This window comes from Granulibacter bethesdensis, assembly GCF_001889545.1.
Taxonomy (GTDB): domain Bacteria; phylum Pseudomonadota; class Alphaproteobacteria; order Acetobacterales; family Acetobacteraceae; genus Granulibacter; species Granulibacter bethesdensis_B.
This window is the reverse complement of record NZ_CP018194.1, coordinates 166,030-188,884: the sequence shown is the minus strand read 5'-3', so window position 1 is coordinate 188,884 and position 22,855 is coordinate 166,030. Positions and strand designations below refer to the sequence as shown.

At 62.5% G+C, this 22,855-nt stretch carries 18 protein-coding genes; 13 read left to right on the top strand and 5 right to left on the bottom strand.

The features are described 5' to 3' along the window. Position 1 precedes the first annotated feature (1 nt). From dnaA to mutM, 3 genes are all read right to left on the bottom strand, one after another. Complete coding sequence (gene dnaA / locus GbCGDNIH8_RS00795; protein WP_253736061.1) at positions 2-1,534, bottom strand: chromosomal replication initiator protein DnaA; 1,533 nt, start codon at positions 1,532-1,534, stop codon at positions 2-4. 430 nt (positions 1,535-1,964) lie between these two features. Next, complete coding sequence (rpsT, locus tag GbCGDNIH8_RS00790; RefSeq protein ID WP_072571732.1) at positions 1,965-2,234, bottom strand: 30S ribosomal protein S20; 270 nt, start codon at positions 2,232-2,234, stop codon at positions 1,965-1,967. Between the two features lie 142 nt (positions 2,235-2,376). Further along, complete coding sequence (gene mutM / locus GbCGDNIH8_RS00785; protein ID WP_072571731.1) at positions 2,377-3,243, bottom strand: bifunctional DNA-formamidopyrimidine glycosylase/DNA-(apurinic or apyrimidinic site) lyase; 867 nt, start codon at positions 3,241-3,243, stop codon at positions 2,377-2,379. Between the two features lie 70 nt (positions 3,244-3,313). Between mutM and GbCGDNIH8_RS00780 the strand changes: the two genes are divergently transcribed. The 5 genes from GbCGDNIH8_RS00780 to GbCGDNIH8_RS00760 all read left to right on the top strand — a co-directional run bounded on the left by GbCGDNIH8_RS00780 (position 3,314) and on the right by GbCGDNIH8_RS00760 (position 9,020). After that, entirely contained in the window at positions 3,314-4,093 is a 780-nt protein-coding gene (locus tag GbCGDNIH8_RS00780) for a class I SAM-dependent methyltransferase (RefSeq protein ID WP_072573483.1), read from the top strand. Beyond that, positions 4,090-5,352 (top strand): bifunctional phosphopantothenoylcysteine decarboxylase/phosphopantothenate--cysteine ligase CoaBC, encoded by a 1,263-nt coding sequence (gene coaBC, locus GbCGDNIH8_RS00775; RefSeq protein WP_072571730.1) that lies wholly within the window; start codon positions 4,090-4,092, stop codon positions 5,350-5,352. The genes GbCGDNIH8_RS00780 and coaBC overlap by 4 nt, the downstream gene beginning before the upstream one ends. Positions 5,353-5,366: 14 nt before the next feature. After that, entirely contained in the window at positions 5,367-5,804 is a 438-nt protein-coding gene (gene dut, locus GbCGDNIH8_RS00770; protein ID WP_072571729.1) for a dUTP diphosphatase, read from the top strand. 145 nt (positions 5,805-5,949) lie between these two features. Further along, the gene (locus tag GbCGDNIH8_RS00765; protein ID WP_072571728.1) at positions 5,950-7,674 is read left to right on the top strand and encodes an ABC transporter permease; all 1,725 of its coding nucleotides are present in this window, start codon (positions 5,950-5,952) and stop codon (positions 7,672-7,674) included. 17 nt (positions 7,675-7,691) lie between these two features. Beyond that, positions 7,692-9,020, top strand: coding sequence for an ABC transporter ATP-binding protein (locus GbCGDNIH8_RS00760; protein WP_172822868.1), 1,329 nt, complete (start codon positions 7,692-7,694; stop codon positions 9,018-9,020). Here the strand turns inward: GbCGDNIH8_RS00760 and GbCGDNIH8_RS00755 are convergent. Next, on the bottom strand, positions 9,017-9,421 hold the full coding sequence (locus GbCGDNIH8_RS00755) for a P-loop NTPase family protein (protein ID WP_157692502.1): 405 nt from the start codon (positions 9,419-9,421) through the stop codon (positions 9,017-9,019). The genes GbCGDNIH8_RS00760 and GbCGDNIH8_RS00755 overlap by 4 nt on opposite strands. Positions 9,422-9,458: 37 nt before the next feature. On the opposite strand from GbCGDNIH8_RS00755, the gene GbCGDNIH8_RS00750 reads away from it, so the two are divergent. The 3 genes from GbCGDNIH8_RS00750 to GbCGDNIH8_RS00740 all read left to right on the top strand — a co-directional run bounded on the left by GbCGDNIH8_RS00750 (position 9,459) and on the right by GbCGDNIH8_RS00740 (position 14,667). Continuing rightward, positions 9,459-10,421 carry an ArsR/SmtB family transcription factor gene (locus tag GbCGDNIH8_RS00750; protein ID WP_081369024.1) on the top strand — a complete coding sequence of 321 codons (963 nt, stop codon included), beginning with the start codon at positions 9,459-9,461 and terminating at the stop codon, positions 10,419-10,421. A gap of 48 nt (positions 10,422-10,469) precedes the next feature. Continuing rightward, the gene (gene metH / locus GbCGDNIH8_RS00745; RefSeq protein WP_072571725.1) at positions 10,470-13,961 is read left to right on the top strand and encodes a methionine synthase; all 3,492 of its coding nucleotides are present in this window, start codon (positions 10,470-10,472) and stop codon (positions 13,959-13,961) included. Positions 13,962-14,106: 145 nt separating this feature from the next. After that, positions 14,107-14,667, top strand: coding sequence for a NifU family protein (locus GbCGDNIH8_RS00740; RefSeq protein WP_072571724.1), 561 nt, complete (start codon positions 14,107-14,109; stop codon positions 14,665-14,667). A 26-nt stretch (positions 14,668-14,693) separates the two neighbouring features. On the opposite strand, the gene GbCGDNIH8_RS00735 is transcribed toward GbCGDNIH8_RS00740, so the two are convergent. Then, positions 14,694-16,475 (bottom strand): protein-disulfide reductase DsbD family protein, encoded by a 1,782-nt coding sequence (locus tag GbCGDNIH8_RS00735; RefSeq protein WP_072573481.1) that lies wholly within the window; start codon positions 16,473-16,475, stop codon positions 14,694-14,696. A 76-nt stretch (positions 16,476-16,551) separates the two neighbouring features. On the opposite strand from GbCGDNIH8_RS00735, the gene hrpB reads away from it, so the two are divergent. From hrpB to GbCGDNIH8_RS00710, 5 genes are all read left to right on the top strand, one after another. Continuing rightward, positions 16,552-18,972, top strand: a complete 2,421-nt coding sequence (gene hrpB, locus GbCGDNIH8_RS00730; protein ID WP_081369023.1) for an ATP-dependent helicase HrpB — start codon at positions 16,552-16,554, stop codon at positions 18,970-18,972. A gap of 256 nt (positions 18,973-19,228) precedes the next feature. Continuing rightward, positions 19,229-20,260 carry a trypsin-like peptidase domain-containing protein gene (locus tag GbCGDNIH8_RS00725; protein ID WP_253805631.1) on the top strand — a complete coding sequence of 344 codons (1,032 nt, stop codon included), beginning with the start codon at positions 19,229-19,231 and terminating at the stop codon, positions 20,258-20,260. 3 nt (positions 20,261-20,263) lie between these two features. Further along, positions 20,264-20,944 (top strand): winged helix-turn-helix domain-containing protein, encoded by a 681-nt coding sequence (locus GbCGDNIH8_RS00720; protein WP_072571721.1) that lies wholly within the window; start codon positions 20,264-20,266, stop codon positions 20,942-20,944. Further along, positions 20,937-22,460, top strand: a complete 1,524-nt coding sequence (locus GbCGDNIH8_RS00715; protein ID WP_253736060.1) for a sensor histidine kinase — start codon at positions 20,937-20,939, stop codon at positions 22,458-22,460. Before GbCGDNIH8_RS00720 ends, GbCGDNIH8_RS00715 begins: the two co-directional genes overlap by 8 nt. Positions 22,461-22,559: 99 nt before the next feature. Continuing rightward, positions 22,560-22,823, top strand: a complete 264-nt coding sequence (locus tag GbCGDNIH8_RS00710; protein ID WP_072571720.1) for a GlsB/YeaQ/YmgE family stress response membrane protein — start codon at positions 22,560-22,562, stop codon at positions 22,821-22,823. Positions 22,824-22,855 lie beyond the last annotated feature (32 nt).

The window sequence follows — 22,855 nt, the reverse complement described above, 5'->3', positions numbered from 1 at the left end:
ATCAGGATTCCAGCATCCGGCGCAGCAGCTCAACATCTTCGCCAAAAGCCGCATCCCGTTCCATCAACTCGGTCACACGGCTGATGGCATGCATCACGGTGGTGTGGTCGCGATTGCCGAATTTGCGGCCGATTTCCGGCAGGGAGCGGCTGGTCAACTGCTTGGCGAGGAACATCGCCACCTGTCGCGGTCGCGCCACCGCCCGCGCCCGGCGGGCAGAGGACATGTCCGTAAGACGGATATTCCAGTGCTCCGCAACGCGGCGCTGGATTTCCTCAATGGTGATACGACGGTCATGCGCCTTCAGAATATCGTGGAGCACTTCCTGCGCGGTTTCCAGCGTCAGGGCCCGGCCAAACAGATTGGCATGAGCGATCAGCCGGTTCAGCGCGCCTTCCAGCTCCCGCACGTTCGAGGTGATCTTGTGCGCGAGGAATTCCAGCACTTTGGGCGAGACCTCGACGCCGGCCTTCTGCACCTTGGCTTCGAGAATCGAGATACGCAGCTCAAAGGTCGTGGCATGCAGATCAGCCACCATGCCGCAGCCGAGACGGGTACGCAGACGATCTTCCAGCCCTGACAGATCGGAAGGTGATTTGTCAGCCGAAACAACAATCTGCTTGCCCGCATCCACCAGCGCATTGAACGTGTGGAAGAATTCTTCCTGCGTATTGTCCTTGCCGATCAGGAACTGAAGGTCATCCACCATCAGCACATCGACGCTGCGCAGTTCTTCCTTGAACTCCATGGTGGATTGGCTGCGAATAGCGGCGATAAAGCGATACATGAACTTCTCCGCCGACATATAGGCGACAGAGACCGGCGCCCGCCCCGGACGGTTCAGCTCCCAGGCGATGGCATGCATCAGATGCGTCTTGCCGAGACCAACACCGCCATACAGGAAGAGCGGATTGAAACCCGGGCTGGCCGGGCTTTCCGCCACACGGCGCGCGCAGGCATAGGCGAATTCATTGGGTTTACCGACCACGAAGGTCTCGAAGCTGAAGCGCCGATCCAGCGCATGCATATCGCCGCGCCCGGCCTCATCCAGCGCAGGGCCAGCCAGAGAAGAACCAGCCAGAGTGCCTGCTTCCGGAAGACTGACCTGACCCGCGGCCGATGAGACCGGCGATACCCGCTCTGCCGGCACAGATGTTTTCTGGACGATGCCGCTTTCATACAGGCTTTCGGTCAGACCATGGCCGCTCTCCGTCACCGAGCCGAGGCGGATATCCACCCGCCTGACCGCAGGATTTTCCGCCTGCCACAGCGTATTCAGGCGATCGGAGTAATGAGAACGCACCCAGTCACGCAGAAAACGGGTCGGCAGGTGAATGGCAACCTCATCTGCCTCCAGCCCGGCCAGCGTCATTTGTCGCAGCCAGGTCCGGTATTCAACTTCCCCGACCTCGGCCCGCAGCCTCTGACGTACACGATTCCATTGCTCGGCCAGCAGGCCAGCCGGAACCGGACGCTCGGTTGCTGGCGTAACATCGGCAAAGTCATCGCGTTTTTTTGCAGAGTGAACGGACATATCCTGTTCCGCGCTGCCGCCGTGTTCTGACACTGCCCGCACCTACCCGGATCAAGCGGCCCTGAAAAGGAGCCGATATTCAAACGACTGTTGCTTCGTCTGCCTGAACAGGAGCCATGGACGTCCTGTCAGGCCTCCCTCACCATATGCAGGAAGCCGATATCTTAAGGTTGCATCGGAGATGATCCGGAAGCAATCCAAAAGTCATACCTTATGGTCAGAAAGATTTGAACGATAACGACACTGAGAACCAAAGTTCCCGAAAAAGGACAATGGCCTTAGACAACAAAAATACTGCCGCCCGTCAAATGGACAGCAGTATTCGTGCAGATTGATAGTGCCGAAAATCAAAACACTGACTAAAGCCAGATGCCTGATAACAGAATGACAGGACCGATATTAAAATACCGGTTCTGTAATCCAGTCAGGCTCAGGCGGTGGCCAGAGCCTTGATCCGTGCCGTCAGACGGGACAGACGGCGCGCCACCGTGTTGCGATGGATCACGCCCTTGCCGGCGGCGCGCTGCATTTCCGGCTGCGCCTCACGCAGGGCTTCGTTGGCGGCAGCGTGATTGCCGGACGCGATCGCGGTTTCGACCTTCTTGACGAAGGTGCGCATGCGGGACTTGCGCGCCGCGTTACGCTCCGTGCGAACCTTGATCTGCCGGATGCGCTTGCGCGCTGAAGCGGTATTAGCCATCGATCTTCAAACCATTCGGTAATGCTAAGGACGGGTCCGGCGGAGTGGCCCGCCTGTGAGGGGCGGATATCTACGCAGCAGCCCGCAGAGAGTCAAGGAAACTTGCACACCCCGTCATTCGGCGCCGGCAACCCTGCCCCCTTCATCCCGCCTGTTTCCCCACCTGTTGCTGGGTGCATGGACAGAAATACGTGCTTCGACCACCCTGCACGATCTGGACGATCCCCTGACAGCGGGAGGACAGGCCCGGACAATGTTCGCAAGGCTGGCCCGCACGGCCATAGACTTTCCAGGCATGCTGGAAATAACCCAGTTCACCATCCGGCTGCACATAGTCACGCAGGGAGGAGCCACCTGCGGCAATCGCTTCCGTCAATGTCTCGCGAATCGCGGGAATCAGCCGCCGGAGGTCGGCGCGGGAGAGGTCTCCCGCGGCCCGCAGCGGATTGATTCCGGCCCGGAACAGGGCCTCCGAAACATAGATATTGCCCAGCCCGGCCACGATCCGTTGATCCAGCAGAGCCAGTTTCACCGCCGTGCGGCGACCGGCAAATGCCTTTTCCAGACCGGAGAGACAAAACGCATCTTCCAGTGGCTCCGGTCCCATGGGGGAGAGCAGACGATGCGCATCCTCCGCCGCAGTCGGCACCAGATCCATCATGCCAAATCGCCTCGGATCGACCAGTGCTGCGATCCAGCCATCCTCGGCCATCAGGGAGACGTGTTCATGCCGCTCCGGCAAGGTCGTGTCATCAGGGGCGCGCAGCACGAAACGACCGGACATGCCCAGGTGAATCAACAGGCTGTCACCGCCCTCCAGACGCATCAGAATATATTTTCCACGCCGACGGAAATCCTGCACGAACGAGCCCGTCAACCGGGCCGCCAGACCGGGCGGCAGAGGAAAGCGCAGATCAGGCCGCCTGACCTCCGCCCGCACGATACGACGCCCCTCCAGACGCGTACGCAGGCCCCGCATCACCGTTTCAACTTCCGGCAGTTCCGGCATGAAGCGCATTCCTTGTTTCAAGCGTCACGCAATCGTTTTACTTCGCCGCGTGACCTCCTATACAGCCTGCATGACAGAGTCACACGGCACCGTCCCCCCGATGAATGATCAGACATCCGGCGAAACCGATTTCGGCTTTCGGGCCGTCCCGCGTGGTCAGAAAAAAACGCTGGTGCGCGAGGTCTTCGCCAGTGTCGCCCCCAAATACGATCTGATGAATGATGTGATGTCCCTCGGCATCCATCGTCTGTGGAAGCGGGTGTTCAACACCGTGCTCGACCCGCGCCCCGGCCAGACATTGCTGGATCTGGCGGGAGGCACCGGGGATATCAGCTTCAACTGGCTGCGTTCCGGTGGTGGCGATGCGATTCTGTCGGACATCAACCCGGCCATGCTGGGAGTAGGGCGAGACCGCGCCGCCAGCCGCGGATTGCTGGGCAGCCTGCGTTTTCTGGTGGCCGATGCCGAAACACTGCCGCTGCCCGACCGCAGCGTGGACCGGGTCTCCATGGCGTTCGGCCTGCGCAACTGCACGGACAAGCTGGCCGTGCTGAAAGAAGCCCGCCGTGTGCTGAAAACCGGCGGTCGGTTCCATTGTCTGGAATTCAGCCGTGTGACCGTCGCCGCATTGGAACCCGTCTATGATGCCTGGTCGTTTCAGGTGCTGCCCCGGCTGGGTCAGGCCATTGCCGGGGATCGGGACAGCTATCAGTACCTGGCCGAAAGCATCCGCATGTTCCCCGATCAGGAAACCCTGGCCGCTATGATGCGGGAGGCCGGATTCTCCCGTGTTTCCGTGCGCAACCTGTCCGGCGGAATCGCCGCCATTCACAGCGGCTGGCGGTTGTGACGGACGCCGCTTTGCCTCAGCGTCTGGCCGGAAAAGCCGTCCTGCTGATCGTGGGCGGTGGCATTGCCGCCTATAAAACCCTGCCCCTGATCCGCCTGCTGCGCGCCGAAGGATGCAGCGTCTCCGCCATTCTGACCAAAGCGGGGAGCGCTTTCGTCACGCCGCTCTCGCTTCAGGCGCTGACCGAGCAGCCCGTGCATATGGACCTGCTTTCCCTGACCGAGGAAAGCATGATGGGCCATATCCAGCTCTCCCGTGCCGCCGATCTGCTGGTCATCGCGCCTGCCACCGCCGATCTGCTGGCGCGCATGACCGCAGGGATGGCTGATGATCTGGCCGCCACCGTCTTGCTGGCCACTGACAAACCCGTGCTGGCCGCCCCGGCGATGAATGTCCGTATGTGGCAGCATCAGGCGACACAGGCCAATATTGACACATTGACGGCACGCGGCATCACGCTGGTCGGGCCGGAAGAAGGGCCGATGGCCTGTCACGAATACGGACCCGGCCGCATGGCGGAGCCGGAGGTGATCCGTGATGCGATCCTCTCCCTTCTGGTCTCCTTCCCTGCCTCCTCCCCTGCCTCCTCCCCTGCCGACATCATACCGCAGGACCTGTGCGGGCATCACGCGCTGGTGACATCCGGCCCGACGCATGAGCCGCTGGACCCGGTGCGTTATCTGGCCAATCGCAGTTCCGGACGGCAGGGTCATGCGATCGCGGCGGCTCTGGCACGGCGGGGAGCACGGGTCACGCTGGTCAGCGGGCCGGTCTCCATTCCTGATCCGCAAGGTGTCACCACGATCCATGTGGAAACCGGGCGGCAGATGATGGCCGCCTGCGAATCCGCCCTGCCCGCGGACATCGCCGTCTGCGTCGCCGCTGTCGCCGACTGGCATGTCGAAGCCGCCGAGCAGAAACTCAAGAAAACCGGCGGCACACCTCACCTCACACTGCTGCCGAACCCCGATATTCTGGCGACGCTGTCCGCGCCCGGCCCAAGACGCCCGGCTCTGGTGGTCGGCTTTGCCGCCGAAACGGAATCCGTGCATCAGCACGCCCGCGACAAGCGCCTGCGCAAAGGGTGCGACTGGCTGCTGGCCAATGACGTCTCCCCCGACACCGGCATCATGGGCGGAGACGATAACACCATCCGCCTGATCACCGCGGACGGGGAGGAGGACTGGCCCCGCACGTCCAAAACGGAGGTCGCAGACCAGCTCGCCGCCCGCATCGCAGCCTTTATGAACGCATCCTGAGGATCGAGACCGCCATGAATATCCTGATTCAGGTCCTTCCGCATGCGGAAGGACTGCCTCTCCCCGCCTATGCCACTCCCGGTGCCGCCGGGATGGATTTACTGGCCGCCATCACGGAACCGGTCACCATCCCGCCCGGTGGCCGGACCCTGATCCCGACCGGACTGCGTATGGCGCTGCCGCCGGGACATGAACTCCAAATCCGCCCCCGGTCCGGTCTGGCCCTGAAATACGGGATCACCCTGCCCAATACCCCCGGCACGATCGACGAGGATTATCGCGGCGAAGTAGGCATCATCGTGCTCAATACGGGCGCGGAACCGTTTATCGTCGCGCGCGGGATGCGGATCGCCCAGGGGGTGCTGGCTCCGGTGATCCGTGCCACGTTTCAGACGGTTGATTCACTGGATGACACGGAACGCGGCGCGGGTGGATTCGGCAGCACCGGCTGATCCCGGTCGGTTCATTTCTCTGCTGTCACCAAAACGCAATTAAACAGCGGGGTGACGGCTCCGGCATCATGCTCTAGGAGGCAGGAAGCAGGACATTCTGCTGCATCCTGCCGCTTTCAGGCCGCTCTGGCGCGAGGACGAAACGATGTCCGAAACTGTTTTTCCCGCTCTGGCATCGCGACGCCGCCTTCCAAACCTGTTCGATCTGGTTTCGATTGCCGTGGTGTTCGCCGTACTGGTGGCCATCGTGCATGTGACACGTGGCACATTGGTGCCGCTGGATGATCGCTATGCGCATGCCGTTTCACTCGATCCGTGGAACCTGCCCGCCTATGCGTTCCGTACCACGTTGCGCATGCTGCTGGCCCTTGCTGCCGCGTTGTTTTTCACTTTCACCTACGCGACCTGGGCCGCCAAAAGCCGCCGCGCAGCCATGCTGCTGATCCCCATGCTCGACATCCTGCAATCGGTGCCGATCCTGGGCTTCCTGACCTTTACCGTCGTGTTCTTCATGAACCTGTTTCCGGGACAGGTGCTGGGGGCGGAGCTTGCCTCCATCTTCGCGATCTTCACCAGTCAGGCCTGGAATATGGCGTTCAGCTTCTATCAGTCCCTGACCACCCTGCCGGGTGATCTGGTGGAAGCAACCCGTGCGTTCCGCCTGTCTCCCTGGCAGCGTTTCTGGAAGCTGGAAGTGCCATTCGCCATGCCGGGGCTGGTCTGGAACGCCATGATGTCCATGTCCGGCGGCTGGTTCTTCGTGGTGGCGTCGGAAGCAGTCTCGGTCGGCGACAATACCTGGATGCTGCCGGGGATAGGCTCCTACGTCGCCCTGGCGCTGCGTCAGCAGGATATGGCTGCAATCGGCTATGCCATTCTCGCCATGGCGGTGGTGATCCTGCTGTACGATCAGTTGCTGTTCCGTCCACTGGTCGCATGGTCTGAAAAATTCCGGTTCGAGACGACGCAGGGTTCAACCTCCGAGGAACCGTGGCTGCTGCGCCTGCTGCGTCGCACCGCCTGGCTGCGTGCCGGAAGTGAAATGCTGGCCACAGGTTTCAATGCCTTCACCAATCTGCGGATCGGCTTCCGTCTGCCGCGCCTGATCCGCGCTTCAAACCAGCCTTCCCGCATTGTCGATGTGCTGTGGGGTCTGGTCGTCATTGGCATGCTGGTCTGGTGCGCCTGGCATATCTACACCTTCCTGTCGGGACGCATCGGACCTTCAGATGTGCTGCAAGCCGTGCTGATGGGGTGCATTACCATGCTGCGCGTCATCGTGCTGATGATCATTGCCACATTGATCTGGGTGCCGATCGGGGTTGGCATCGGTCTGCGCCCGAACGTGGCGCGTTTTGTCCAGCCGCTGGTGCAGTTTCTGGCGGCCTTCCCGGCCAACCTGTTCTTTCCGCTTTTCGTGCTGGTGATCGCCCGTTTCTCGCTGAACCCGGATATCTGGCTGACGCCACTGATGATTCTCGGCGCACAGTGGTATATCATGTTCAACGTGATCGCGGGGGCCGCCGCCTTTCCCGGCGACATGCAGGAAGCCGCACGCGGTTTTCATATCCGCGGCTGGCTATGGTGGCGGCGGGTGATCCTGCCCGGCATTTTCCCCTATTACGTCACCGGTGCCATTACCGCCTCCGGCGGCGCATGGAACGCGGCCATCGTCTCTGAAGTCGTGACCTGGGGACCGAATACGCTGCAGGCGCACGGGTTGGGCCGCTTCATCGCCGATGCCTCTGCCGATGGAAACTGGCCACGAACCGTGCTGGGCGTGGCGGTGATGTCGGCCTTCGTGGTCGGCTTCAACCGCGCCCTGTGGAAGCCGCTTTTCAACTTCGCCACCCGCCGCCTGACCTACTGATAGAAGGAATGGATTTCATGGCCATGGACACAGCCCTCGCCGCCCCACCCCTTCTGGAAGTCAGGAACGTCCGGCAGGCTTATCACAAGGACAGCAACGCCGATTTCGTCGTGCTGGATGATGTCGACCTGACCCTGCGGGAGGGCGAGATCGTCGGATTGCTGGGCCGCTCCGGCTCCGGCAAATCGACGCTGCTGCGGATCGTCTCCGGCCTGCTGCCCCCTACCTCCGGTGAGGTGACGTGGAAAGGACGCCCGCTCAACGGCCCCGCCCGCGGTGTCGCCATGGTGTTCCAAAGCTTCGCGCTGTTTCCCTGGCTGACCGTGCAGGAAAATGTCGAGCTGGGTCTGGAAGCACAGGGCGTCAACCGGGCCGAGCGGGAACGCCGCGCCGAAATTGCCATCGATCTGATCGGTCTCGGCGGCTATGAAAGCGCCTATCCCAAGGAACTGTCCGGCGGCATGCGGCAGCGTGTAGGGCTGGCCCGCGCGCTGGTGGTCCATCCTGATCTGCTGCTGATGGACGAACCGTTCAGTGCGCTGGACGTACTGACCGCCGAAACCCTGCGCACCGATCTGATCGACCTGTGGAGCGATGGCAAGCTGCCGCTGAAATCGGTCCTGATGGTCACGCACAACATCGAGGAAGCGGTGCTGATGTGCGACCGTATCCTCGTTTTCTCCTCCAATCCCGGGCGGGTGGCGCAGGAGCTGCGTGTCCCGTTCCCCCATCCACGCGATCGGCATGACATCGCCTTCCGCCAGATGGTGGACGACATCTACGCGATCATGACCCGCCGCCCGCTGCCGACCAAGCATGCCGCAGTCACACCGCATGGTATTGGTCAGGCCCTGCACCCCGTTTCCACCAACCTCATGGCCGGTCTGCTGGAAACGCTGGAGGCACAGCCTTACAACGGTCGCGCCGACCTTCCGCCGCTCGCCGCCGCCCTGCAACTGGACGTGGACGAGTTGCTGCCGCTGGGCGAAACCCTGCAAATGCTGCGCCTGGCCGAGCTGGAAGAAGGCGATATCCGGTTGCTGGATGCCGGGCGGGCCTATGTCGAAGCTGAAACCGACACCAGAAAAGAAATTTTTGCGAACGCTCTGCGCTCCCATGTGCCGCTGGTGGCGGCGATCTGTCAGGTTCTGGCCAGCCGCCCCAATCATCGCGCCGCCGCCGTTCGATTCCGCGACGAGCTGGAAGACCATATGAGCGAGGATTACGCCCGTTCCACCCTTCGCACCGCGATTGCGTGGGGCCGCTACGCGGAGCTGTTCGAATATGACGAGGAGGAAGACCAGTTCAGCCTCATCATCAGGGAAAACGAGCCGGAAACAGCCTAGGCTTCGATCCCGTCCTGCTTCTCCGCCGGAGGCACAGGGCGAAACCGGGCCGCCAATAACGGATCGTTCCTGAGTGTCTCTATCGCCTGTTCTGCCGCTTCCGGACTACTCATGATCACGACGACGCTGTTAAAATCCACCTGACCGCGTACACGATCGAGAAACAGGACGGATAACGCCTCCGCCAGCGGTGAGCGCAGCGTGCAACAGGCACAATCGGCGCCATGCCGCCTGTCCCGAGGCGCTGCTGGTTGAAAGATCCTTGTGTTAGCGGGGCGATTCTCTGCCGCGATCCCGGCTTCCATCAGCATGGCCACGCCGTCCGCGACCGGTGTCGGCATGACAGCGGTACGAATATCGACAGGAATACGGGCATCCAGAAACCAGGCCATAGTGGACATAAAGATATCTTTATGTCATTTGTCCAGTATGGAGTTGATGCTCACCCAGTTACGCGCCTGCGCCGAACCGACCCGCCTGCGTCTTCTGGCGCTGATGGCACTCGGAGATTTCTGCGTGGTGGAGCTGACCGATATTCTCGGCCAGTCCCAGCCCCGCCTGTCACGCCATCTGCGCCTGCTGGTAGAGGCCGGATTGCTGGAGCGCACGCGGGAAGGCTCCAATGCATGGTTCAGCCTGGCCCAGACCGGACTGGGCCGGGATCTGGCCGCCAAGCTGCCCGCCATCGACGCAACCCTGCAAGCCGATCGCCGTCAGGCTGAGCGTGTACTGGCAGAGCGTGCCCGCGCGGCGACCGAGCGATTCCGTCGCGACGGTGCGGAATGGGATGAAATGCGCGCGCTCGGCCTGCCCGCCGAAACCGTCGAAGCTGCGCTGCTGGCGGATGTGGAAATGCTGTCCCTGCCTGCTGGCGCCACCCTGCTGGATATCGGCACCGGCACCGGACGGATTCTGGAACTGCTTGCCCCCTTCATCGGCTCCGGACTGGGCATCGATGCCAGCCGCACCATGCTGGCGCTGGCGCGGTCCCGCCTGTCCCGCGCCCGGCTGCGTCATTGCAGCGTCCGTCAGGCGGACATGATGCGCCTGCCACTGCCCGATGCCAGTTTCGACCTGACGATCCTGCATATGGTGCTCCATCACAGCGAGACACCCGGGGCAGTCATCACCGAAGCCGCCCGCATGCTGAAACCGGGCGGCACGTTGCTGATCGTCGATCTGGCTGCGCATGAACGACAGGATCTGACCCGCGCCCTGCATCACCGCTGGCCCGGCTTTTCCGACGCCGACATGCGCCGTGCCCTGACCTCTGCCGGATTGCAGGCCATGCCTGCCGCCGCAATATCCGGGCCCATCGACATTGCCATCTGGCGCGCCACCCGCCCTGCCGGTACTACACCGGCGGCATTCGCCCTGGAGGCGGCTTCCGTCCATGACTGAGCCGCTGCCCGGTCTGCTCCCCTCACGATTCCAAAGCTGGAGACTCTCATGAGCCGCCCCCATCTGCTCGATGCCCTGCGCGACCAGGTTCTGCTGTGCGACGGTGGCATGGGCAGCCGCGTGCAGGCGCTGGATCTCGATGTCGAGCGGGACTACCTCGGCAAGGAGAACTGCACCGAGATCCTGAACCTGTCCCGCCCCGATCTGGTCCGCGAAATCCATCGCGGCTACTATGAGGCCGGGGCGGATATGGTGGAGACAAACAGCTTCGGCGGCTCCCCCGTTACCCTTGGCGAGTTCGAGCTGGGCGACCGCGCGCGGGAGATCAACCGGATCGCCGCCGAACTGGCCCGCGAAGCTGCCGACAGCTTCAGCGATGGCCGACACCGCTATGTGGTGGGCAGCATCGGGCCAGGCACCAAGCTGCCCTCGCTCGGCAATATCGACTATGATCCGCTGGAGGCCGGGCTGGCGGAACAGTGCCGGGGCCTGATCGATGGCGGTGTGGATGCGTTTCTGATCGAGACCTGTCAGGACACGCTCCAGATCAAGGCCGCCGTCAACGGTGCCAAAAAGGCGCGGGCCGAGCTGGGCGTTGATACGCCGATCTTCGTGCAGGTCACGGTGGAGACCACCGGCACGCTGCTGGTCGGCCCCGATATTGCCGCCGCCGCGACCGTGATCCATGCGATGGACGTGCCGCTGATCGGGCTGAACTGCGCCACCGGACCGCAGGAAATGGCCGAGCATGTCAAATGGCTGGCCGCGAACTGGACCGGGCTGATCTCCATGCAGCCCAATGCGGGCCTGCCGGAGCTGGTGGACGGCCAGACCCACTATCCGCTCTCGCCAGAGGAAATGGCGAGCTGGGTCGAACGCTATGTCAGCGAGGATGGCGTCAATCTCATCGGCGGATGCTGCGGCACCAATGTTCCGCATATCCGCGCGCTGGATGCCATGCTGCGACGCCGGGCCGGAGCACGTCTGCGGCCCGCACCTGTCAAACGCAATGCGATCTGGGTTCCCTCCGTCGCCAGCCTGTACGGCCAGACATCGCTGAGGCAGGAAAATGCCTATTTCTCCATCGGCGAGCGCTGCAACGCCAACGGATCAAAGAAATGGCGCGAGGCGCAGGAACAGCATGACTGGGACACCTGCATCTCCATGGGACGGGAGCAGGTCGGCGAAGGATCCAACGCGCTGGATATCTGCACCGCCTTCGTTGGTCGCAACGAAGGGCTGGAAATGGATGAGGTGATCCGTCGCTTCACCAGCAGTGTGAATGCGCCTCTGGTGATCGACAGCACCGAAACGCCGGTGATTGAGGCCGCATTGAAACTGCATGGCGGCAAACCGATCATCAACTCGATCAATTTCGAGGACGGGGAACACGCTGCCGAAGAACGCATGATTCTGGCGCGCAAGTTCGGTGCCGCCGTCATTGCCCTGACCATCGATGAAGAAGGCATGGCCAAGACGCCGGAACGCAAACTGGCTATCGCCGAGCGTCTGGTTCAGTTCGCCTGCGAAAAACACGGCCTGCCGCAATCCGATCTGCTGATCGACCCGCTGACCTTCACCATCGCCACCGGCAATGAAGATGATCGCAAGCTGGGTGAATGGACTCTGGAAGGCATCCGCATGATCCGGGAGAAATTCCCGGAGATTCAGATCATTCTCGGCCTGTCCAATATCAGCTTCGGCCTGAATCCGGCGGCCCGTGCCGTGCTGAATTCGGTGTTTCTCGATCATGCGGTCCGGGCAGGCATGACCGGCGCGATCGTGCATGTCAGCAAGATCCGTCCGCTGCACCAGATTCCGGCAGAGGAAGTGAAGGTCATGGAAGACCTGATCTTCGACCGTCGTACGGAGGATTACGATCCCCTGCAACGTCTGCTGGAAATGTTCGCGGATCGTAAAGCCGCCGATGCCGTCAAGAAAACCCGCGCCGCCACGGTGGAAGGCCGGCTGAAAGACCGCATCGTCGATGGCGACCGCAAGGGCCTGACCGACGAGCTGGACGAGGCGCTGAAGACCCATGCGCCGCTGGACATCATCAACACCATCCTGCTGGACGGCATGAAGGTGGTGGGAGAGCTGTTCGGCGCCGGCAAGATGCAGCTTCCCTTCGTGCTCCAGTCGGCGGAAACCATGAAAGCCGCCGTCGCCTATCTGGAACCGATGATGGAGCGCGTGGAAGGCCAGCAGAAGGGCACCATCGTACTGGCGACGGTCAAGGGCGACGTGCATGATATCGGCAAGAACCTCGTCGACATCATCCTGACCAATAACGGCTATCGCGTCGTCAATCTCGGCATCAAGGTGCCGCTGGCGGATATGGTGGCGGCGGTGAAGGAACATCGCGCCCATGCCATCGGCATGTCCGGTCTGCTGGTGAAATCCACCGTCATCATGCGCGAAAATCTGGAGGAAATGTCCCGTCAGGGCGTCGATGTGCCGGTCCTGCTGGGCGGTGCGGCGCTGACTCGGAATTACGTCGAGGATGATTGCGTGGCGGCCTATGCCTCCGGCCGCGTCGCCTATGCGCGTGATGCGTTTGACGGGCTGCATCTGATGGACAAGGTGACCGGCAACGCCTTCGACGACTACCTGTCCGCCATTCAGCAGAAACGCAAAGGCAAATCACGCAACCAGAGCCGAACACTGGGCAAGGCCGATGCACGCGCTTTCCAGCCGGTGGATCTCAATGCCACGCGGGCGCGGCGTCATCGTCTGACGCACGCCGTTCCAGCCATCGAACCGCCTTTCTGGGGTGCGCGCGTGGTGGAGGCCACACCGAAGGCGATCATTCCCTTCCTCAATGAGCGCAGCCTGTATCAGTTCCAGTGGGGTTTCCGGAAACAGGGCCGCTCGCTGGACGATTTTCTAGGCTGGGCCAAGCAGGAACTGCGCCCCGTGATGAAGCGGATGCTCGCCCTGTGCGAGGAGCAGGACATCCTGAAACCGCAGGCTGCCTACGGCTACTGGAAAGCCGCCGGGCAGGGCAATGATCTGATCCTGTTCGAACAGGATGGCAGCACGGAACTGTGCCGCTTCTCCCTGCCCCGTCAGCCGAAGGAAGATGGGGAATGCATCGCCGATTTCTTCCGCGATGTGGACGATGCGGAACGCGACGTGGTCGGGTTGCAGGTGGTGACGGTCGGACAGAAAGCCTCCGACATGGCGCGGGTCTGGTTCGAGGAAGACCGTTATCAGGATTACCTCTATCTCCACGGCCTGTCGGTGGAGATGGCGGAAGCCATGGCGGAATACGTGCACAAACGCATCCGCGCCGAATGCGGCTTCGCGGCGGAAGATGAGCGGGACATGGAAAAGATGCTGGCGCAGGGTTATCGCGGCAGCCGCTATTCCTTCGGCTATCCGGCCTGCCCGAAGCTGGAGGATCAGGAACCGATCCTGAAACTGCTTCAGGCAGAGCGGATCGGGGTCGATCTGTCGGATGAATATCAGCTTCATCCGGAACAGAGCACCTCGGCTCTGGTCGTGCTCAACCCGCATGCGAAATATTTCTCGGTCTGAGCAAAAACGGGGCTGTTCACACATTCCCGCGGCGCGGGCCTGATGCGCAGGGGCCAGTACGGCCCTTGCGTTCAGACGGCAAACAGACGATCTACTCTGGTAACAGGACTGAAAAAGTCCATATTCCTGACGTCCGGAGATCTGCATGTTCATCGAAACCGAGGGCACGCCCAATCCCGCCACCCTGAAATTCCTGCCCGGTCGGGATGTGATGCCGGGTGGAACGGCGGATTTCGCCTCCCCTGCCACCGCCCAGCGCAGCCCGCTGGCGCTGGCGCTGTTTGAACTGCCGGGTGTCGCGCGCGTCTTTCTCGGCACAGATTTCGTCACCGTGACCAAGTCCTCCGATGTCGAATGGCCGGAGCTGAAGCCGCAGGTGCTGGCCGCGCTGATGGATCATTTCGTCACAGGCCGTCCGGTGCTGGACGATACCCCCTCCGACGTGATGGAGGAGGATATCCGCCCGGAAGATCGTGAAATCGTCGATCAGATCAAGGAATTGCTGGATACCCGCGTCCGCCCGGCCGTGGCCGGAGATGGCGGGGATATCGTATTCCGCGGCTATCGCGACGGCGTGGTCCTGCTGCATATGCAGGGCGCATGCAGCGGCTGCCCCTCCTCCCGCGCGACACTCAAGCACGGGATCGAGAACATGCTGCGGCATTACGTGCCGGAAGTTCTGGCCGTGGAGCAGGTGGAAGCCTGATCTTCGGCTCAGCCGCCGGGAAAGCGTTACCGCGCCGTGATAGCGTTGATGACGATTTCCGGCGTCAGAATCTGCGGAAGGGTCACAGGATCCCCCCCACCGGCCGGATAGAACAGATAAAGCGGCACACCATCGCGCCCATGGTCGCGCAGAAACGCCGTCAATTTACGGTCCTGCCGGGTCCAGTCACCCAGCAGGTAGGCAACACCGCCGTTCCGGAACGCCTCCCTGACCGTCTGGTTACTGAGAGCCACCTGTTCGTTCACCAGACAGGTGACGCACCATGCGGCGGTCAGGTTGACGAAAACGGGTTTCCCTTCCGCCCGCAATGCCTCCAGGCGCGCCCTTGAGAAAGGCTCGGCCCCCTGCCGCTCTGCCATCGTGCTGCCGGCCACATCCACCACACTCAATGCAGACGCCTGATGCAGGCGTTGCAACAGCAGCAGGCTGACTGCAATCGCCAGCACCGCCAGCCCGCGTCCGACCAGGCTGCGCATGCCACTCCCGAATTGTGCGATCCCCCAGACCCAGGCAGCAAAAGCAATGGCCGTCAGCCCTTCCCCCACAATCAGCACCCCATTGGCCCCGGCTTCCTGCGCGATCACCCAGACCAGCCAGCAGACCGAGGCATAGACCGGGAAAGCCAGCGCCTGCTTCAAAACCTCCATCCAACGACCGGGCTTGGGCATGGCGGCAACCAGTTGTGGAAAAACCGCCACCAGCATGTAAGGCAGGGCCAGCCCCAGCCCCATGGCCAGCAGGATCGCCAGCATGGTCACAGCCGGCGCGTTCAACGCCACAGCCAGCGCCACCCCCATGAATGGAGCCGTGCAGGGCGTGGCCACCACAACCGCCAGCAGGCCGGTAAAGAAACTGCCGGACAGGCCATCCCGGCTGCTCAGCGTATGGCCTGTGCCAACCATCCTGGCGCCAATCTGGTAAACCCCGGACAGGTTCAGCCCCACCCCCATCAGCAGCCACGCCATTCCCGTCACGAAAACAGGTGAGGCGAACTGGAATCCCCACCCTACCGCCGTCCCGGCATGGCGCAGCCCGATCGCCACCACCCCCAGCACCAGAAAAGCCAGCAGGACACCCACCGTATAAGCCACAGCATGGCTGCGTACGGCGGCTCTCTCACCACTGCCGAGGCGGGCCAGCGCCAGCGCCTTCATGGCCAGCACCGGAAAGACACAGGGCATCAGATTGAGGATCAGACCGCCCAGCACCGCGAACAACAGCACCATCGGCAGGGAGGATGTATCAGAGGATGTATCACTGGCCTGCGATACCTGTCCGGAAACGGTGCTGGCAGAAGAGCTTTTCCCTCCCTGACCCTCCGGTAAGGTCAGATGAAAACGACCTTCCTCCGGCACACAGAGTGTCTGACAGATCAGCCAGTTCGCATGCAGATCGATCTCGATCGGACCATGCGCTCCGTGCGGATCGATCATGACCGGCAGCACGACCGTTCCCTGATAGGCGTTGACCGTCAGCGGGCCTTCTTTCAACTGCCTGGTCGGCGGCCAGTCGATAGGGCCGGCCGTGACCCCGGATGGCAGGGTAAAGGTCAGCTCCGGCGGCAGTCCCGAATCGCCGGGATCCTTGCCATAGATATGCCAGCCCGGAGCCATCCTGAATTGCAGCCCGAGTCTAAATGGATGACCGGACGCATAGTTGTCCGCATCGCTCAGCAGCGTCACCGTCGCATGATTGCTGCTGACCGGCGCGCTTTCCAGCGCATAAGCCGGAGAATGCACACCGAGCAGCGACAGACAGACACCCAGCACAGACAGAAGAAAGCGCATGATCAGGCCCGGATAACATGTTTCGATGCTGCGACCGGGGCTTCGTTTCCCGGCACGCCGTGATATGGGGCGGACCATGAGCGTCTCCGATCTTCCGGTCAAACATGTCCTGCCCGCCTTGCGGGAAACCCTGATCCGGGGCAACGCGGTTCTGGTCGCACCGCCGGGTGCAGGCAAGACCACGACTGTTCCGCTGTTTCTGCTCAGCGAGGACGGCCCTTTCCGGCGCATGGTGATGCTGGAGCCACGTCGTCTGGCCGCCCGTGCCGCTGCTGCACGCATGGCGTCACTGATCGGGCAGAAACCGGGAGAGCTGGTCGGCTACCGCACACGGACCGACAGCGCCGTCTCCGCTGCCACCCGGATCGAGGTGGTCACAGAAGGGCTGCTGGTGCGCCGTCTGCAATCCGATCCGGGGCTGGAAGGGGTGGATCTGGTCATCCTCGACGAAATCCACGAACGCAGTCTGGATGCGGATATCGCCCTTGCCTTCTGTCTGGACCTGCAACGCGCCTTGCGGCCTGAATTGCGGCTGCTGGCCATGTCTGCCACTGCGGATGGCGCACGTCTCTCCGCCCTGATGCAGGCCGACATCGTCGAAAGCGCCGGACAGGCCCATCCGGTCGTCATCACCCACAGCATCCGTGACCTGACCCATCCGCGTGACATTCCCGATGCAACCGCCCGTGCGGTCAGGGCGGCCCTGTCCGATCATCAGGGTGACCTGCTGGCCTTCCTGCCGGGTATGGGGGAAATCCGCCGCGTGCAATCCATGTTGGATGGATGCGGAGCCACCGTGCTGCCGCTGCATGGCGATCTGCCACCCGCCGAGCAGGATCGCGCCCTTCGTCCACTGGAAAATGGGGGGCGGCGCGTCGTGCTGGCGACCTCCATTGCCGAAACCTCCCTCACTGTTCCGGGTGTGCGGATCGTGGTGGATAGCGGCTGGCGTCGTGCGCCGCGTCTCGACACTGCAACCGGGCTGACCCGGCTGGCAACCCTGCGCATCAGCCGTGCCGCCGCCGCCCAGCGAGCCGGACGCGCCGGTCGTGAAGCGCCGGGTGTCGCGATCCGGCTATGGAGTCAGGCAATGGAGCGGGGCATGGCCCCTTTCGACCGGCCTGAAATTCTGGAGGCCGAACTGTCCGGGCTGGTGCTGGACTGCGCGGGCTGGGGCGCACAACCCTCTGACCTGCCGTTTCCCGATGCTCCGCCTGATGGAGCAGTGGCGGCGGCCCGGTCACTGTTGGGCGATCTCGGAGCCCTCGATGCTGAAGGCCGCATCACGGAAGCGGGCCGGCAGATGGCCCGGATCGGCGCCCATCCCAGACTGGCTGCCATGATGCTGGCTGCCCGCACCCCTCAGGAGCGCTTGCTGGCCGCCGATATTGCCGCCCTGCTGGAGGAACGGGACCCGTTCCGCAGCCCGGATGCCCCCGCCGACCTCAGGCTGCGACTGGAAGCCCTGCGCCATGACGATCCCGCGGCCGATCGCGGGGCGCTGGTCCGTATCCGCCAGACGGCAGCCCAGTATCGGCGCCGTCTGAAAACCACCAGCCCCGCTTCGGCTGAGGCCAGCGAGGCAGGGCCTGATGCGGTGGCCCGGCTGATTGTGGCCGCTTTCCCGGACCGGGTCGCACAGGCACGGGGAGAGGCAGGCAGTTTCCGTTTCTCCGGCGGAGGCGGAGCCAAAGTGACCGCGAATGATCCACTGGCCCGATCCCGATTACTTGCTGTCGCCTCGCTGGAAGTGAAAACAGCACCGCGTATCCGGCTGGCCGTGCCGGTAGAGGTCGATACCCTGCGCGACCTTGCTCATGAAACGACCGAGACGACGCATGATTCCACCAGCGGCGCGGTCTATATCCGCCGCAAGCTGCGCCTGGGCGCGCTGGTGCTGGAAGACCGTCTGGAGAAAGCCGATCCTGCCGCCCATCCCGGCGCCTCCGACGCCATGGCTCAGACGGCCTTCGCCGCTCTGGTCTGGAGCGATACCGCCCGCCAGCTACGCGCCAGGGTGGAGCTGATGCGCGCATTGGAGCCGGAGCAGGGCTGGCCGGACTGGTCCGATGATGCTCTGGCCGCCACCGCACCGGACTGGCTTGGCGCATGGCTGGGACAAGGCGTTAAACCGGCCTCCCTTGATGTAGCCGCCATGCTGCGTGCCGCCCTGTCATGGCAACTGGCCCAGCGTCTGGACAAGGAGATGCCCACCCATCTTTCCCTGGCCGGGAATGCCCGTGCAGGCGTGGATTATATGCAGCCCGTACCAGTTGCCTCCGCCCGGGCGCAGGCTTTTTACGGGTTGCAGCGCACGCCGCAACTGGCCGGCGGACGTATTCCGCTGCGACTGGCATTGCTGTCCCCTGCCGGAAGGCCGGTGGCCATTACCGCCGATCTCGCCGGTTTCTGGCGGGGAGGCTGGGCCGATGTCCGCCGCGACATGCGCGGACGCTATCCCCGGCATCGCTGGCCGGAAAATCCGGCAGAAGGATGAATTCCTCCCCTCCGCCGGGGATGGAGCGGCAAAATCGATCATAAAAAATTTCAAGAAAAATTTTGTCCTGACGCGGAAGGCTTGACGCCATGGGATCGAATATGGGTTACGCTTAGAATGACAGATTCGTAAGGTTTCTGATTGCATGCCGTTTTCCAAGCCTGACCGGCCACGGCCATCTCATGGCCACCCAAAGGGCCACCCAAAGGGCCACCCAAAAGATCGCCCAAATCGCAGCCGTGCTTTCTGCATCGTCATGCTGGCGGCAATGCTGCTGTCCACCAGCGCCTGTCAGGCCCGCACGGCACCGGACAGCTTTGCCCCGCTGGTCAAGAAAATCATGCCGGCCGTGGTGAATATTGCCGTTACCGAATCGCTCTCGCCACAGGAAGCACTGGCGCAGATGCCGCCAGAGCTGAAAGGCACGCCGTTCGAAAAGCAGTTTCGCGACAAACTGCGTGGACGGAGGGAACAGGTGATGGGGGCCGGCTCGGGCTTCATCCTTGATCCATCAGGCATTATCATCACCAATAACCATGTGGTCGGACATGCCGACCGCATCATCGTCTCCCTCTCCGACGGTTCGGAACTTCCGGCCCGTGTGCTGGGGATCGACGATCTGACCGATATTGCCGTCATCAAGGTGAATACCAGCCGCCCGCTGCCCTATGTCACATGGGGCGACAGCCGTGTGGTGGAGGTCGGAGACTGGATTCTCGCCGCAGGGAATCCTTTTGGGCTGGGCGGGTCCGTCACGGCGGGGATCGTATCCGCTCGCGGGCGTGACATCGGGGCAGGCCCGTTCGACGATTTCCTGCAGCTTGATGCGCCAATCAATCCCGGCAATTCCGGCGGCCCGACCTTCAATATGGCCGGGCAGGTGGTCGGGCTGAACACCGCCATCGTCTCCCCCACTGGCGGCTCCGTCGGAATCGGCTTCGCCATCCCTGCCGAACTGGCCGCCCATGTGGTGGAAATCCTGCGCAGCAAAGGACATATCGACCGCGGCTGGCTGGGGGTCGCCGTTGAGGATTCCAGCCAGACCGATATGGCAGGCGTGCTGATCGCCAGTGTCGACAGGAATGGACCGGCGGCGCGGAGTGGGCTTCGTGCCGGCGATCTGGTAGAGGCTGTCAACGGTGCTGCGGTACAGAGCGCCCGCAGTCTGATCCGCGCCATTGCAGCCATTCCCCCCGGCAGCACTGCCCGTCTGACAGTACAGCGTCAGGGACGTGACATCGACATTGAGATCACCGTCGGTCGCCGACCGGCAGAACATGCGGGCTGAAGAATGCGCATTTTACTTGTTGAAGACGATAAGGACGTAGCCGGCTTCATCGTGAAAGGACTGCGCGAGGCAGGCCACACGGTAGAGCACCGGGATAACGGACGGGATGGGCTGTTCATGGCCGCCAGCGAGAATTTCGATGCCATCGTGCTTGATCGCATGCTGCCGGGCGGCGTCGATGGTCTGCGCCTGCTGGAAACCCTGCGCAGCCAGGACGTCAATACGCCGGTGCTGTTTCTCTCCGCGCTCAGCGGCGTGGATGAGAGGGTGAAAGGGTTGAAAGCGGGTGGCGATGACTACCTTTCCAAACCCTTCGCCTTTTCCGAGCTGCTGGCCCGCGTGGAAGCACTGACACGACGCGGCAAGACCGATGCCCCCACCACCAAGCTGGTGGTTGCAGACCTGGAAATGGATCTGCTGTCCCGCAGCGTAAAGCGCGGTGGCCAGAAAATAGACCTTCAGCCGCGGGAATTCCGCCTGCTGGAATTCCTGATGCGTCATGCCGATCAGGTCGTGACCCGCACCATGCTGCTGGAGGGCGTGTGGGACTATCATTTCGACCCTCAAACCAACGTGATCGACGTCCATGTCTCTCGCCTGCGGCAGAAAGTGGACAAGCCCTTTACCGTCAGCCTGATCCATACCGTGCGCAACGCTGGCTACATGCTCCGGGCGGATGGCTGAAGGGGCCATTCCCCGGCGGTCCCTGCTGCGCCGCTGGAGTCTGTGGTTGCGGGCATTCCGGCGCAATATCTCGCTGGTGCCCTCCGCCAGTGTGCGCTTCGCCATGCTCTATGCGGGGCTGTTCGCCATCAGCGCCCTGGCTCTGGCGGTTTTCCTCTGGTGGACCACGGCCGGTCTGCTGAATCGCCAGACCGAGACAGCCATTCTCACTGATGCACAGGGGCTGGCGGAGCGCTGGAACGATGGGGGTCTGCCGGCCCTTGTGCAGGGGATTCAGGAACGTCTCAGTGAAAATCTGGATGATGACGCGATCTATCTGCTGACTGATCCCGAGCAGAGGCGAATCGCCGGTAATCTGGCGCATTGGCCAACCCAGATGAACACGACCAATACCTGGTTCGAATTGTCGATCCAGCGGGCCGGAACCAAATCTCTGGCGCGTATCCGCCGCTTCGACCTGCCCAGCGGCTTTCATCTTCTGGTCGGGCGCGATGTACAGGCGCGGGCACGGCTGCGGGATCTGCTGACCGGGTCACTGGTCTGGGCCATGGTGGTCGTGATCGCCCTGAGCGTTGCGGGGGCTTGGGTGGTCAGGGGGCTGTTCCGGCGGTCACTGGCCGATATCTCCTCGGTTGCCGCCGCCATCGGGGCCGGGAACTTGACCCGCCGTGTCAAACTCTCCGGGCGGGGAGACGAATTTGATCGTCTGGCCGAAACCGTCAATGACATGCTGGACCGGATCGGCCGGCTGATGGAGGGCGTGAAGCAGGTCTCCAACGCCATCGCCCATGATCTGCGCACCCCCATTGCCCGGGTTCGCGCCCGTCTGGAAGATGCGCTGACCCATAGCGAGGAAGACACGAAACTGGCTGCCGCGGTCGAGCGCGCCATTACCGATCTGGATGGTGTCACGGCAATTTTTCACGGCCTGCTGCGGATCGCAGAAATTGAAAGCGGCGCGAGACGATCCGCTTTTGCCAGCACGGACCTTCAACCCATTATGGCCGATCTCTGTGAGCTGTACGAACCGCTGGCCGAAGAGAAAAACCTTCTGTTCGTGTTCGACTGCCCCGATCCGCTGCCGATTTTCGGTGATCGCAGCCTGCTGCAACAGGCTTTGGCGAATATGCTCGACAATGCCATCAAATTCCTTCCCACCGGCGGCACACTGCATCTGAGCGGCTGGCGTAATGGAGCAGATATTTTTGCACTGGTTGCAGATAACGGCCCCGGTATTCCGGAAGCCGACCGCAACCGGGCGACAGAGCGTTTTTTCCGCGGCGAAACCGCCCGCAGCACGCCCGGATCAGGTCTCGGTCTCGCTCTGGTGCAGGCGGTAGCCCAACTGCATGGGGGTGTCCTGCGACTTGAAGATAACAATCCGGGCCTGCGCGCGGTGCTCATCCTGCATGCCGCCACACCAAAGGCTCTATCGGATGCTGAAGAGGCCGATAGCTCTTCTACCGCCTCAGGAGCCATAAAGCTGACAGGACAGTCTCCTGTTCAGACATCATAAAGCCCTGGCATCATGAAGCCCTGGCATCGTCATGGCTGAACCTTTTCAGCGTTCATGCGTCATGATCGGTCTGGAGACCTGCATCAAAGGCGCACTGCAATGTTTTCGCTTCTGTGGACTATTCTCATTGGCCTGATCGTCGGGGCCGTGGCCAAGCTGATCATGCCGGGACGTGATCCGGGTGGTATCATCGTCACCATCCTGCTGGGCATTGGCGGCTCTCTGGTTGCAACCTGGCTTGGCCGCGCCCTGCATTGGTATGGTCCCGAGGATGGCGCCCGCTTTATCGGCTCGGTCGTAGGCGCCATCATCATTCTGGCAGTCTACCGCTTCATCGTCGGTCGTTCATCAAATACGGTGTGAGCGTTACTGCCCCGCCCGGATTTCAAGCCCTG

Coding starts and splice junctions, on each gene's coding strand:
- dnaA (WP_253736061.1), bottom strand. CDS start 1,534: ATGTCCGTTCACTCTGCAAAAAAACGCGATGACTTTGCCGATGTTACG.
- rpsT (WP_072571732.1), bottom strand. CDS start 2,234: ATGGCTAATACCGCTTCAGCGCGCAAGCGCATCCGGCAGATCAAGGTT.
- mutM (WP_072571731.1), bottom strand. CDS start 3,243: ATGCCGGAACTGCCGGAAGTTGAAACGGTGATGCGGGGCCTGCGTACG.
- GbCGDNIH8_RS00780 (WP_072573483.1), top strand. CDS start 3,314: ATGACAGAGTCACACGGCACCGTCCCCCCGATGAATGATCAGACATCC.
- dut (WP_072571729.1), top strand. CDS start 5,367: ATGAATATCCTGATTCAGGTCCTTCCGCATGCGGAAGGACTGCCTCTC.
- GbCGDNIH8_RS00765 (WP_072571728.1), top strand. CDS start 5,950: ATGTCCGAAACTGTTTTTCCCGCTCTGGCATCGCGACGCCGCCTTCCA.
- GbCGDNIH8_RS00760 (WP_172822868.1), top strand. CDS start 7,692: ATGGCCATGGACACAGCCCTCGCCGCCCCACCCCTTCTGGAAGTCAGG.
- GbCGDNIH8_RS00755 (WP_157692502.1), bottom strand. CDS start 9,421: ATGTCCACTATGGCCTGGTTTCTGGATGCCCGTATTCCTGTCGATATT.
- GbCGDNIH8_RS00750 (WP_081369024.1), top strand. CDS start 9,459: ATGCTCACCCAGTTACGCGCCTGCGCCGAACCGACCCGCCTGCGTCTT.
- metH (WP_072571725.1), top strand. CDS start 10,470: ATGAGCCGCCCCCATCTGCTCGATGCCCTGCGCGACCAGGTTCTGCTG.
- GbCGDNIH8_RS00740 (WP_072571724.1), top strand. CDS start 14,107: ATGTTCATCGAAACCGAGGGCACGCCCAATCCCGCCACCCTGAAATTC.
- GbCGDNIH8_RS00735 (WP_072573481.1), bottom strand. CDS start 16,475: ATGCGCTTTCTTCTGTCTGTGCTGGGTGTCTGTCTGTCGCTGCTCGGT.
- hrpB (WP_081369023.1), top strand. CDS start 16,552: ATGAGCGTCTCCGATCTTCCGGTCAAACATGTCCTGCCCGCCTTGCGG.
- GbCGDNIH8_RS00725 (WP_253805631.1), top strand. CDS start 19,229: ATGCTGGCGGCAATGCTGCTGTCCACCAGCGCCTGTCAGGCCCGCACG.
- GbCGDNIH8_RS00720 (WP_072571721.1), top strand. CDS start 20,264: ATGCGCATTTTACTTGTTGAAGACGATAAGGACGTAGCCGGCTTCATC.
- GbCGDNIH8_RS00715 (WP_253736060.1), top strand. CDS start 20,937: ATGGCTGAAGGGGCCATTCCCCGGCGGTCCCTGCTGCGCCGCTGGAGT.
- GbCGDNIH8_RS00710 (WP_072571720.1), top strand. CDS start 22,560: ATGTTTTCGCTTCTGTGGACTATTCTCATTGGCCTGATCGTCGGGGCC.